Below are 12,625 nucleotides of genomic sequence, written 5' to 3'. Positions count from 1 at the left end.
ACGCCAAGGTAACAAGCCGACACGGATACGTACAGTAGAAAGAACATGCTACTTGCAATAGGCTCCACATACGACGGCATGACGGCCGGTCAGACCCCGGTGGTGACCGGCGGAGAGGTGGCACCCGCGATGGCGACCGGCCCGCCCGTGGAGGGCAGCTGCCAGGTCTGGTGGGCCGAGGTCGGGTCACCGGACGACGAGCGCCTGCTCGCCCTGCTGTCCGCGCCGGAACGCGACCGGCACGCCGGGTTCACCGACCCGCACTCGCGCGCGACACACCTCACCGCCCGGGCGCTGACCCGGCTGGTGCTCGCCGGGATGCTCGACACCCCGGCCACCGGGTTGCGTTTCGAGGCGGTGTGCCGACAGTGCGGCGGTCCACACGGCAAGCCGGTGCTGCGCGTACCCGCCGCACCGGTGTCGTTCTCCGTCGCGCACTCCGGGCGGTGGTGTGCGGTGGCGTTCGCCGGCCGGACCGAGGTCGGGATGGACGTCGAACGGATCGCGGTACGCGGACGGGACCTCCCGTGGCGCGCCCTGTCCCCGGTCGAGCGCGCGGTGGTCGCGGCCACCGCCGACCGGGACCGCACGGCCGCCTTCATCCGCTACTGGACCAGGAAGGAGGCACTGGTCAAGGCGACCGGGGACGGTCTGACCGTCGACCCCGCCACGATCACGGTGTCCGCGCCGGACCAGCCGGCCCGGATGCTGCGCTGGACGGGCACACCAATCCCGGTCGCCCGACCGCACCTCGCCGACCTGGCCGCCCCCACCGGGTACGCCGCCGCACTGGCGAGTCTCGGCAGAACCCTTGTCGTGTCCACTCACGACGGCAATTCACTGCTCGACCCGATCCGCTCCGGTGTGGCGGGTTTCGCATCGACACACATTTCCAATAAGTTGCTGACCTAGAGCGACCGGGTGATCTCCTTCCGTGCCCGGACACCGGGGACGCACCCGCACCGTCACGTCCACCGAACCCCCCAGGAGAGGGATCTGATGTCTGACGACACTCGCACGTCGCCAGGAACCGACACCGACACAGTGTCGGCGCCGGCGCCGGCCGCGACGCCACCCGACGAGTTCGTACCACCGGTCACCGGTCGCAAGCGCACCCTCGCCCTGATCGTGGTGCTCACCGGGTTCGTGCTGGACCTGCTCGACATCACCATCGTCAACGTGGCGCTGCCGTCGATCCGGGACGGCATCAACGCCACCGCCTCCACCATGCAGTGGCTGGTGGCCGGCTACGCGCTCGCCTTCGCCTCGATGCTGATCATTTCCGGTCGGCTCGGCGACATCGTCGGCGTACGCCGGATGTTCCTGATCGGTGTCGCCGGCTTCACCTTCACCTCGCTGCTCGCCGGCATGGCCCAGTCGCCCGAGCAGCTCATCGTGCTGCGCTTCCTCCAGGGCGCGATGGGCGCGGTGATGGTGCCGCAGGTCTACACGCTGATCCAGTTGCTCTACGCCCCCAAGGAACGCGGCCGGGCGTTCGCCGCGCTCAGCGCCGCGCTCGCCTTCGGTACGGTCGGCGGTCCGCTGGTCGGCGCGCTGCTGACCACCGCGAACGTGGGCGGCCTCGGCTGGCGCATGATCTTCCTGGTCAACGTCCCGATCGGCATCGCGGCGTTCTTCGCCGCGCGGGCGCTGCTGCCCGAGTCCGAGCGCAACCGTGGGGAACGGCTCGACGTGGTCGGCGCGACGCTGATCACGGCGGCGGTGATGCTGATCGTCTATCCGCTGGTGCAGGGGCGCGAGCACGGCTGGCCGCTGTGGACGTACGCCATGATGGTCGCCGGTCTGGTGGTGTTCGCGCTGTTCGTGCTGCACCAGCGCGCCCGCACCGAGTCGCCGCTGGTGCCGCTGTCGCTGTTCCGGCACCGCTCGTTCAGCTCCGGCCTGGTGGTGGTCTTCCTCTTCCAGGGCGCGGTGATGTCGTTCTTCCTGGTCATCACGATCTACGTGCAGATCGGCGTGGGCTACAGCATCCTGCGCGCCGGGCTGGCCGGGCTGCCCTGGGACATCGCGGTGCCGCTGCTCGGCTGGCTCTCCGCCCGCTGGATCACGCCGAAGCTCGGTCGGGTGGGCCTCCAGTTCGGGTTGGTGCTGCTGATCGCCAGCATGTTCTGGTTCATGTGGGTGATCGACAGCACCCCGCAGGTGACCATCTGGCAGTTGCTCGTGCCGATGTTCATCGGCGGTGCCGGCATGGGTATGACCTTCCCGCCGCTGATGGGGTACTCCCTGCACGACGTGCCCGGACATCAGGCCGGATCGGCCTCCGGGGTGGTGAACGCCAACTACCAGATCGGTGTGACGCTGGGCATCGCCGCCTGCGGCACGCTCTTCTTCAGCCTGATCGCCGCCAACGCGCCCACCGCCACCGACGACGTGGGACCGCGTCTGCGCGCGGACCTGGTCGCCGTCGGTGTCGCCGAGGGCCAGGCCGAGCAGATCGGGCAACGCTTCCGGGACTGCGTGAGCACCCAGCTCGGCGCCGCCGACCCGACGCTGCCGCCGGCCGGTTGCGACAGCGTGACCGTGGCCGCCGGCGGCGGTGACCGGGCCGTCGAGGTGATCGAACAGCGGTCGTTCGAGGCCAGCCAGATCAGCTTCCAACGGGCCATGGTCGGCACGCTCTGGTTCAGCGTGATCAGCTTCGCGCTGGCCCTGCTGGGTAGCTTCCTGCTGCCTCGCCGCTGATCAGGTTCGGCCGACACGAACAGCGGCCCCGGTACCTCCGTCGCGGAGGGCACCGGGGCCGCGGTGTGTCGCGGGTCGGATCAGCCGAGCGCGGTCCGGTAGGTCGCGATGGTCCACACGTGGCCCTGCGGGTCCTGGCAGGTGAACTCGTACGAGTCGTGCGGCTTGCTCTCCGGCGCGAGCAGGATCTCGGCGCCACCGGCGACCGCCTTGGCGTGCAGCGCGTCCACCTCGGTGTCGGTCTCGACCCGGACGAACGTGCCGGCGGTGGCGGCACCGAGCGCCCGCGGCTCGCCGAGCCGCAGCCCGCCGTTGGCCGGGTTGATCATGATCAGACCGTGGTCACCGATCTTCAGTTCGGCGTGGTAGACGTTGCCCTGCCCGTCGTCGAAGACCCCGAGCGTGGTGAAACCGAACGTGTTCACCAGCCATTCGATGGCCTTGGCCGGGTTCTCGTAGGCGATGTAGGGGGCGACGGTGGGCGGCACGGAGGAATCGGCCATGGGTCACTCCTCGGAGTCGATACGGCGAGCCTGTCAGGACGAACAATCACTCTATGTGCTCTTTGCGTCCGGCGGACGACAAGAAGCCGACGTTCTGTCGTCGACGGTCAGTCGAGCTTCGGGGCGTAGCTGCCGAAACCCCACAGGTGGCCCTCGAGGTCGCGGACCACGTACTCCCGCGAGCCGTAGTCGGTGTCGGTGAGCGGCATGACCACCTCGGCGCCGGCCGCCACCGCCCGGTCGTGGTGGGCGTCGACGGCGTCACCGACGTAGACGTAGACGCCCTGGCTGGTCATCGGCAGGTCCCGTGGGCTGGCCATGGGCAGGCTGGACGAGCCGGCCGGACCGAGTTGGAACGTCCCGATGCCCCACCGCAGCTCGGCGTGCACCACCTGACCCTCGCCACCGGTGGTCTTCTCCAGCAGCGTGAACCCGAAGGCGGAGCAGAGCCAGTCGATGGCGGCACCCGGGTCCCGGTAGCGAAGGAAAGGGATCACCGGTGCGACCACATCGGACATGTGTGGATCCTCCTGATGTCGACAGACGACATCCACCCTACCCAGCCGCCTGCGGCCCAGACAGCCGACACACCCGGGTCAGCGCGGTCGTACCAGCAACGGTAGCTGGTCGTACGAGCGCAGGCTGGCGTGTCGACGCCGGACCGGCGGCCCCGCCGGACCGAGGATCTCCACCGTCCGCACCAACCGCTCGAACACGATCACCGACATCAACCGGGCCATCGCGGTGCCGAGACAGTGGTGCAACCCGCCGCCGAACCCGAGATGCGGGTTGGGGTCACGACCGACATCCAGGCGCTCGGCGTCGGCGAACACGGTGGCGTCCCGGTTGGCGGCGCCGAGCAGCAGCAGGACGGTCCGACCCGCCCGGATCTTCACCCCCTCCACCTCCACCGGTTCGCGGGCCACCCGGATGACGTTCTGGATCGGCGCGTCGTACCGCAGGAACTCCTCCACCGCGGTGGGCACCAGGCCCGGGTCGGCGCGCAGCCGGCGCAGTTGGTCCGGATGCGCGAGCAGCGCCGCGACGCCGTTGGAGACCAGGCCCATGGTGGTCTCGAAGCCGGCGTGGAACAGGAAGAGCATGTTGTCCACGAAGTCGGCCACGGACAGCCGGTCGGTGGCCGACTCCTCCCAGTACATCCCGGCCAGCGTCGGTCCGCCGGGCTCGTCGCGACGGGTGGCGAGCAGCTCGCCGAGGTAGTCGTGCAGCCACGGCAGCGCGGCGTTGATGTCGTGCAGGTCGGCCGGGGTGAGGTTGGCCGCGTCGAACACCTTGGCCAGCGAGATCACCCGGGTCAGTACCTCCGGCCGGTCCTCGGCCGGGATCCCGATCAGGTCGCACACCACCCCGACCGGCAACGGCACCGCGAGGTCGGTCACCACGTCGAGGGTGCCGCGTTCCAGGGCGGGGTCGAGCAGCGCGTCGGCCGCCGCACCGATGTGTCCGGTCAGCCGGCGCGCCACCGGGGTACCGAGCGCCCGACCGATGAACCGCCGCAGTCGGGTGTGGTCCGGCGGGGTACGGGTCAGCACGATCCGGTCCAGGAACTCCGCGCCCGGCCCGTCGCCGAGGGTGATCCGCGTGTACTCCGGCGGCATCCGGCTCTCCAGCCGGCCCTCGCGCAGCAGCGTGGACACCAGGGAGTGCCCGGTGACCAGCCACTGACCCAGCTCGGCCCGGGACAGCGGGCCGCGTTCGCGCAGTTGCGCGTAGGCCGGGTACGGGTCGTCCTGGGTCGCCAGGAACGCCGCGGACAGGTGAGGACGCGCGGTCTCGGCTCGCATACAGAGCACTATCCGGGAGAGCCTGGCGGGCGGCAAGACCCTACATACATCTATCGACACAGTCGACAAGGTCCACGGGCTGTTCTAGGCTCGGTCCGTGGCTCAGCTCGTGCGTGAGGAACCCGCTTCCGTCGGCCAACGCCTCCTGGCCCTGATGGACCACTACCGGGGACGGGACAGCGCTCTCAACGAACAGGTGCTGTGGCGCCTGCGCGGTCCGTACGACCACGAGGCGATGACCCGGGCGGTGGCCGCCCTGACCGCCCGGCACGAGCCGCTGCGGACCACGTACCCACGGGGTCGCCGGATGCGCCAGCAGATCCACGAGCCGCGCCCGGTGCCGGTGCCGGTGACCGACGTGTCGGCCGAGGCCGACCCGGCCGCCGCCGCCCGGGAGATCGTCGCCACCGAGGTGGCCGGCGGGGTCGACGCCTCGGTGTGGCCGCTGCGACCACGGGTGGTCCGGCTCGACCCGGAGCACCACCTGGTGGTGCTCACCCTGCACCACTACTGCTCCGACGACTACTCCAACGCGTTGCTCGCCCGCGACCTGCGGGCGCTGTACGCGGCCGAGACCGGCGAGACGGTCGACCTGCCCGCCCCACAGTGGCAGTACGCGCAGTGGGCCCGCTGGCAGGCCGAGCAGCTCTCCGGTGCGAACCTTCAGCGGCTCACCGACTACTGGACCGGCAAGCTGAGCGGCGCGCGTCTGGTGGAGCTGCCGGCCCGCAGACGGCGTCCGGTGCCCGAGGGCGAACCTCCGTGGATCTCGGTCGAGCACTACGTGGACGCCGAGACCACGGCCGCCCTGCGACAGCTCGCCCGTCGGCACCGCACCACGCTGTTCCCGGTCACGCTGGCGGTGTTCTACGCCCTGCTGTACGCCGAGACCGGCGCCGACGACCTCACCGTGGCCTCGCTGTTCGCCAACCGTGGGCAGCCGCAGGTACGCGACACGGTGGGCTTCTTCGCCAGCATGGTGTTGCTTCGGGAACGCTTCACGCCGGACACCACACTGAGCGAGCTGATCGCCCACACCCGGACCACCGTGATGGACGCGATGCGGCACCAGGACTTGCCGCACCAGCTGCTCCCGCCGGACACCGTGGCGGGCGGCACCGGGCGCACCGACGACGTGCTGTTCCAACTGCTCGGCAGCCTGATGACCCGGGCGGACATGGCCGGCGAGGAGCTCGACGACATGGAGGCCCAGCTCGAACGCCGGCGCTTCGCGCTGGAGTTCGTCGTGGTGCCGCAGGGCGACCAGCTCTCCGCCCTGCTGTTGTGTTCCCGGGCGGAGTTCGACCCACTGTGGGCGGACACCTTCGTCCGCGACTATGTCACCCTGGTGCGACGCGCGGTCGCCGACGCCGACGTCCCGCTCGCCCGGCTGCGCGGCGCGCCGGTGACCTGAGCCCGCCGGTCCGCTCCGGGCCGGCACGACCCGGAGAGGGCCGAGATGATCACTGAGGACGAGGTCCGGCGGATCGCGCTGGGCCTGCCCGAGGCGCAGGCCAGCGCCCACTTCGACAACGCCGACCTGCGGGTCCGCAACAAGATCTTCGCCGCCTTCCCGGCCGGCGCGGGCACCGTCATGCTGCGGCTCGACCCGCAGGAGCAGGCCGCGCTGCTCGCCGAGGACCCGGCCACCTTCGGCGCCCCGGACAACCACTGGGGACGCCAGGGCTGGACCAGTGCCCGGCTGGACCGGGTCGATCCCGGGCAGCTGTCCGAGCTGCTCACCGAAGCCTGGCGACGGCGGGCGCCCCGACGTCTGGTGGCGGCGTTCGACGCGGCGCGTCCGGGCGAGGGCGGTGTCGGGTAGTGGGCTCGCCCGGCCGACCGGAGAGGCGACATCCGACAACACAATTGATTGAGACCGCAATTATCGACGTCGCACGAATCGAGCTATTCCCCACCGACGTGACGCCGCCGACCACTTATGCAAATTGCAGATCTCGCCGCGCGGATATTCCGGTTAAGTCTTTCTGAATCGGACCGAAACGGCACACATAAACTTTCGGACCGACCGACCCGCACCCCCGCGGATCCGGTCAGCCCCGATTGCGCCCGGCGAGCGGACCGGGGCACCAGCGCACCACCCGCGCCTCCGCCACCGCCGGTCGCGACCTGCGCCGACGCACCAGGAACTGCAGGTGCAGCCGCAGCATGCGGCCGATCTGCTCGGACGCCACGCCGCGCCCGCTGCGCCGCCCCTCCAGCATCGCCCGCTCCGCCCCGCAGCGCACGACCACCGCGGCCCCCGCCGCGCTCGCACCGGCCGCGACGTCGACGAGCGAGGTGAAGCCCACCTCGTCTACGCCGGTGACGTCGGTCAGGTCCAGTTCCACCTGGTCGGGCAGCAGGTCACCGTGGTCCAACATGTACTCGGCGACGCGGGTGACGTACCCCGCCGTGCTCCGATCCACGCTGCCGCTGACGGAAATCGCTACGGCGGTTCGACTCACCCTCCGGGCCTTGACCATAGGCAACACAATTCCCCCCTCCTGCTGATCTCACACCATAGAACGCACTCGCGCGGCATGGGAATAACCGATCGGCTTCAATACTGGGACATCCGCGTGCTATCTCCGGCTGATGATTCTGATGGACCACAATGCACGTTACTTTCCGTGCCTACACAGGAAGATCTCCGGCCGCCCGGCCCCGGTCCCGGGCACCGGACCGACGCCTCGACGGTGAGCAGCGGCGACGACCTGGGGAACCGGACACCCGTCCCGTGCACGCGGCACAGCGCAGCCGACGCCCGTTCGGGCGCACCGGTCACCGCACGTGATCGCACCCGGACCGCCGGCCGAACATCCGACAAAAGTCGACGGAGCCCCTGACCGGCACGGATCGGACGTCCCGTCCGGACCGACGGAGTGTGTGGTGTGTCGTCATCACTCTTGCCCGACGGCGGCAACCCGACAGACACTAGGCAGATGAGCGCACCGACCCTCGCACCCCGGTTCGACGCCCTGGACCCGAACGTCGTCGAGGACCCCTACCCCGAGTACGCCCGGCTGCGCGCCGCCGGCCCGCTGTGCCGGATCGGGCCGGGCAGTTGGGGCGTCACCCGCTTCGCCGACGTGGTGGCCCTGCAACACGACCCCCGACTGGGCAGCGAGTTCCCCGCCGGCTACCACGAGGTGTCCGTGGGCGACGGCCCCGCCAGCGCCTTCTTCCAGCGCATCATGCTCTACCGCGACCCGCCGGACCACGTCCGGCTGCGCCGGCTGATGAGCCGCGCGTTCAGCCCCGCGGTCGTCCGTCAACTGCGCTCCTACGTCGAGGAACTGGTCGACGAGATGCTCGCGCCGGCCGTGGCGGCGGGCCGGATGGACCTGGTCCCCGAGCTCGCCTACCCGCTGCCCGTGCGGGTGGTCTGCCGGCTGATGGGCATTCCGCCGGAGTCCACCGACGACGTCCGTCGGCACGCGATGAACCTCGGTCGCGCCTTCACCGCCGTGGTCCCCGAGCACGCCCGCGCCGACGCCGACGTGGCCGTCCGCTGGCTGCGCGAGCACATCGGCGACCTGCTCGACCAGCGCCGCTCCCGCCGGGGCGACGACCTGCTCTCCCGGCTGCTCGACGTCGAGGAGTCCGGCGACAGCCTGAGCCACGACGAGATCGTGGACAACACCGTCTTCTCGTTCTTCGCCGGCTTCGAGACCACCGTGCACATGATCACCACCGGCACCGCCGCGCTGCTGGCCCACCCGGACCAGCTCGACCGGCTCCGGGCCGACCCGACCCTGGCGACCACCGCGGTCGACGAGTTCCTGCGCTGGGACGCCCCGATCCAGGGCACGGCCCGCTACGTGCACGAGCCGATCGAGATCGGCGGGCGCACGGTCCGCAGGGGACGGGTCCTGGTGCTCATGATCGGTTCGGCGAACCACGACGAGCGCCGGTTCACCCGGCCGGACCGGCTGGACGTGGGGCGCACCGACAACCCGCACCTCGCCTTCGGTGGCGGCGCCCACCTGTGCCTCGGTGCCTTCCTGGCCCGGATGGAGGGTGCCGTGGTGTTCGACCGGCTGGCCCGCCTCGGCGTACTCGAACCGGACGGCCCGACCGTACGCGAACGCGACACGCCGTTCCGCGCGTACGCCTCGGTGCCGATCCGCCTCGGCTGACGGACCGCCACGAACGGCCGGGGACAGGGCCGCGGCTCGGCCACCGCCCTGTCCCCGGTCGTGGTGGAGCGGCCGTGCTCAGTCGGCGGGCAACGCCTCGATCGCGGTCAGCGTGGGCGTGCCGATGACCTGGGTCAGTCGCAGCCCGGCCCGCTCCAGCAACCGACCGGTCTCCTCGGCGCTGCGGTGCGCGCCACCGGTGAGCACCATCGCGTGCACGTCGAAGAGCTTCGCCATGTCGAAGGCGTCCCCGGGCGGCAGCACCGCCTCCAGCAGGACCAGCCGCGAGTCGGGTCGCATCGCGGCGCGCACGTTGCCGAGGATGCGCGCCGCGTCGTCGTCGTCGAAGCCCGGCAGCACGGTCTTGAGCAGGTAACCGTCCCCACCGGCGGGCACGGTGCCGAAGGCGTCGCCGGGCACCACGTCGCAGCGGTCGGCCACACCGGCCTCGGCCAGCACCTTCGGCGCGCCGGCCACCACGTGCGGCAGGTCGAACAGCACCCCGCGTACGCCGGGGAAGCGGGTGAGCAGGCCGGCCAGGAACCCGCCGGTCCCGCCGCCGACGTCCACCAGCGTGCCGAACCGACGCCACGGGTACGCCCCGAGCACGGTCCGCAGGTGCAGGTGGTTGACGCTGCGCATCCAGTCGTCGACCCGGGCGCTCTCCTGCGGGTGGTCGGCGAGGTAGCTCCAGTAGTCCTGGCCGTGCACGTGCCCGAAGGCCGGTTCCCCGGTGCGCAGCGTGTGCCCGATCGCGGCCCAGGCCCGTACGTCGGATTCGAGCAGGGTGAAGCTGTCGCGCAGCGACATCGGGTGGTCGCCGCGCAACGGCTCGGCCAGCGGGGTGAGCGCGAAGGTGGCGTCGGCGACCTCGCTGAACACGCCCCGGGCGGCCAGCGCCCGCAGCAGGCGCAGCAGCGCCCCGGGATGCGCGCCGGCCGAGGCGGCCAGCTCCGACACCGGTCGCGGACCGTCGACCAGCAGGTCGGCGATGCGCAGGTCACAGGCGGCCCGCAGGGCGAACGGGGTGATCTGGTCCCCCAACTCGCCGAGCCGGACCACGGCGGTCAGGTCGAGATTGCGTCGGGTGGCCGTCATGCCAGTCTCCCCCTTCGGATACGCAGCCGCTCACCGGCGAACTGCAACAGACCCAGCTTGTCCAGTCCGGTGCGGACCGGTTCGGTCATCAGGCCGATCTGCCCGAGCGCCACCGCCACCCGCGAGAACACCGCCTGCCGGTACTTGATCATCAGGTCGTGGTTGGTGGCGAAGGCGACGCCCTCGGCGCGGTTCACCTCCAGCCGCTCCCAGATGTCGTCGAGCAGGAACCGCCGACGGATCAGGGCCGCGGCGTCCAGGACCAGTTCCTCCCGCTCGGCCCGCTCGGCCGTGGTGAGCTGGTCGTAGAGCCCGGAGAGGGAGAGCACGCCGAAGGTGACGTGCCGGGCCTCGTCCCGGGCCACGAGATGGGTCAGCTCCTTGATCAGCGGATCGTGGAAGCTGCTGTTGGAGAGCCGGAACGAGGCCATCGCGATCGCCTCGACCATGATCTGCATGCCGAGCGCGGTGACGTCCCAGCGCGAGTCGGACAGGATGTCGGTGAGCAGTTCCCGCAGCGGCTCGGAGACCGGGTACGGTTCGGGGATCTTCTCCCGCAGGTACCGGGAGAAGACCTCCACGTGCCGGGCCTCGTCCACGGCCTGGGTGGCGGCATAGAACTTGCTGTCCAGGTCCGGCACGGTCTCCACCAGCCGGGCCGCGACGATCATCGCAGCCTGCTCGCCGTGCAGGAACTGACTGACCATCCAGGACTGGAACTCCCACCGGAACGCGTCCCAGGCCCGGGGACCACGCGGCGCCAGCGGCGACTCGGCGAACGCGGCCATCGCGAAGGCGGAGTCGTCCGGCAGCGGTTCGCCGAACGGCACCGGCACCGACCAGTCGACGTCGGAGACCTTCCACTGGGCTTCCTTGGCCCGTTCGTAGAGCGCCACGAGCCGTGGATCGGAGGCTTCGTAGTCCCAGGTGAGTGTGGTGTCGACGCGGGCCGGCACAACAAAGCTCATACGACACAAGGTACCCAGAGACCTCACCGATGCCAATGCGGTGACGCTATGGTCCGTGCGTGGAGACACAACAGACACCAGCTTCCGTGGCCCAACGACTCCTCTGGATGATCAAGCACTACCGCACCGACTTCGGTGCGCTGAGCTGCCCGCTGCTGTGTCGGCTCACCGGTCGGGTCGACGCCGACGCGCTGGACGCCGCGTTGTCCGCCCTCACCGCCCGGCACGAGTCGCTGCGCACCACCTTCACCGGTCGGGGTGCGCGGCTGGCCCAGGTGGTGCACCCGCCGGCACCGGCCGCCGCCCGCCGGGTGGACCTGTCCGACCGGCCGGACCCGGCCGCCGCCCTCGACCAGGCGGTACGCGCCGAGCTGCGGACCGCGATCGACCCGACCGAGTGGCCGTCGCGCAGCACGCTGTGGCGGCTCGGGCGGGACGAGCACGTGCTCTGCCTGAACCTGCACCACCTGGTCACCGACGCCTGGTCCACCGGCATCCTCTTCCGGGACCTCGGCGTGCTCTACGCGCAGGCCCTCGGGGTGCCGGCGCGGCTGCCCGCCACCGGTTGGCAGTACGCGTCGTTCGTCCGCTGGCAGCAGGAGCTGCTCGACGGCGACGGGCTGCGCCGGCACCGGGAGTACTGGCGGCGGCAGCTGACCGGCAGCGAACTGCCGGCGGTGGGCACGACCGCCGGCACCGATCCGCCGTCGGACGGTCCATCCACCTCGGACGTGGCGGTCGACCTGGACCGGGAGGCGGTCGCGCGGCTGCGCGCGCTGGCGCGTACCCAGCGGAGCACCCTGTTCGCGGTGCTGCTGGCGGTCTTCTACCACCACCTGCACCGCATCACCGGTCAGGACGACCTGGCGGTGGCCTCGATGTTCGCCAACCGGTCCCGTCCGGAGCTGCGGGAGACCGTCGGCCTGCTGGCCAACATGGTGCTGCTGCGGGCGAAGGTCGGGCAGGCCGAGACCTTCGCCGAGCTGGTCGGGCAGGCGCACGGGGCGGCCATCGGCGCCTTCACCTATCAGGACCTGCCCTACCAGATGCTGCCGCTGGACGTGGTGCAGACCGGCGGCCGGCGCGCCGACGACGTGTTGTTCAACGTGATGGCCGAGGTGCAGCACCAGACGGTGTCGGCGGGCGTCGGCTTCGAGCTGCTGGTGCCGCCCGGGCTGGGCAGCCGGTTCCAGTTCGAGCTGGCGGTGGCCCCGGTCGGCACGGCGGACCTGCGGGCGGTCTTCTACCACAGCACCGCCGCGTACCCGCCCGCCGAGGCGCAGGCGTTCCTGACCGGCTACGCGGACCTGGCCGCCCGGCTGGCCGCCGAGCCGACCGCACCGCTGCGGACGAGGCGCGGCGGCTGACGGCACCACGAACAAGCGCCACACAACACGACACTG

The 12,625-nt window shown here is 71.0% G+C and carries 12 protein-coding genes; 6 read left to right on the top strand and 6 right to left on the bottom strand.

Annotation, left to right across the window (positions count from 1 at the left end):
• The first annotated feature begins 78 nt into the window (after positions 1–78).
• Both ACWDVW_RS05675 and ACWDVW_RS05670 read left to right on the top strand, forming a co-directional pair.
• A complete protein-coding gene (locus tag ACWDVW_RS05675; RefSeq protein ID WP_449945267.1) occupies positions 79–912 on the top strand; it encodes a 4'-phosphopantetheinyl transferase family protein in 834 nt (277 codons plus the stop codon).
• An 87-nt stretch (positions 913–999) separates the two neighbouring features.
• Positions 1,000–2,706, top strand: a complete 1,707-nt coding sequence (locus tag ACWDVW_RS05670) for an MFS transporter (protein WP_449945264.1) — start codon at positions 1,000–1,002, stop codon at positions 2,704–2,706.
• A gap of 80 nt (positions 2,707–2,786) precedes the next feature.
• Here the strand turns inward: ACWDVW_RS05670 and ACWDVW_RS05665 are convergent, their stop codons facing one another.
• From ACWDVW_RS05665 to ACWDVW_RS05655, 3 genes are all read right to left on the bottom strand, one after another.
• On the bottom strand, positions 2,787–3,209 hold the full coding sequence (locus tag ACWDVW_RS05665) for a VOC family protein (RefSeq protein WP_449945262.1): 423 nt from the start codon (positions 3,207–3,209) through the stop codon (positions 2,787–2,789).
• 107 nt (positions 3,210–3,316) lie between these two features.
• Positions 3,317–3,727: a VOC family protein gene (locus tag ACWDVW_RS05660; protein ID WP_350694674.1), complete on the bottom strand. Its 411-nt coding sequence runs from the start codon at positions 3,725–3,727 to the stop codon at positions 3,317–3,319.
• Between the two features lie 78 nt (positions 3,728–3,805).
• Positions 3,806–5,014: a cytochrome P450 gene (locus tag ACWDVW_RS05655; protein ID WP_449945259.1), complete on the bottom strand. Its 1,209-nt coding sequence runs from the start codon at positions 5,012–5,014 to the stop codon at positions 3,806–3,808.
• A gap of 154 nt (positions 5,015–5,168) precedes the next feature.
• Between ACWDVW_RS05655 and ACWDVW_RS05650 the strand changes: the two genes are divergently transcribed.
• Entirely contained in the window at positions 5,169–6,428 is a 1,260-nt protein-coding gene (locus ACWDVW_RS05650; protein ID WP_449945369.1) for a condensation domain-containing protein, read from the top strand.
• Between the two features lie 45 nt (positions 6,429–6,473).
• Positions 6,474–6,839, top strand: coding sequence for an MmcQ/YjbR family DNA-binding protein (locus tag ACWDVW_RS05645; RefSeq protein WP_449945256.1), 366 nt, complete (start codon positions 6,474–6,476; stop codon positions 6,837–6,839).
• 229 nt (positions 6,840–7,068) lie between these two features.
• On the opposite strand, the gene ACWDVW_RS05640 is transcribed toward ACWDVW_RS05645, so the two are convergent.
• Positions 7,069–7,443 carry a hypothetical protein gene (locus ACWDVW_RS05640; protein WP_350694679.1) on the bottom strand — a complete coding sequence of 125 codons (375 nt, stop codon included), beginning with the start codon at positions 7,441–7,443 and terminating at the stop codon, positions 7,069–7,071.
• A 516-nt stretch (positions 7,444–7,959) separates the two neighbouring features.
• Here ACWDVW_RS05640 and ACWDVW_RS05635 point away from each other — a divergent pair.
• On the top strand, positions 7,960–9,156 hold the full coding sequence (locus tag ACWDVW_RS05635) for a cytochrome P450 (RefSeq protein WP_449945253.1): 1,197 nt from the start codon (positions 7,960–7,962) through the stop codon (positions 9,154–9,156).
• A 78-nt stretch (positions 9,157–9,234) separates the two neighbouring features.
• On the opposite strand, the gene ACWDVW_RS05630 is transcribed toward ACWDVW_RS05635, so the two are convergent.
• Positions 9,235–10,254 carry a methyltransferase gene (locus ACWDVW_RS05630; RefSeq protein WP_449945250.1) on the bottom strand — a complete coding sequence of 340 codons (1,020 nt, stop codon included), beginning with the start codon at positions 10,252–10,254 and terminating at the stop codon, positions 9,235–9,237.
• Positions 10,251–11,222: a ferritin-like domain-containing protein gene (locus ACWDVW_RS05625; protein WP_396750947.1), complete on the bottom strand. Its 972-nt coding sequence runs from the start codon at positions 11,220–11,222 to the stop codon at positions 10,251–10,253. Before ACWDVW_RS05625 ends, ACWDVW_RS05630 begins: the two co-directional genes overlap by 4 nt.
• 59 nt (positions 11,223–11,281) lie before the next feature.
• Here ACWDVW_RS05625 and ACWDVW_RS05620 point away from each other — a divergent pair, with 59 nt between their 5' ends.
• Positions 11,282–12,589, top strand: coding sequence for a condensation domain-containing protein (locus ACWDVW_RS05620; protein WP_449945246.1), 1,308 nt, complete (start codon positions 11,282–11,284; stop codon positions 12,587–12,589).
• Positions 12,590–12,625 lie beyond the last annotated feature (36 nt).

Source organism: Micromonospora sp. NPDC003241 (assembly GCF_053589795.1).
This window is presented reverse-complemented; position numbering and strand designations above follow the sequence as displayed.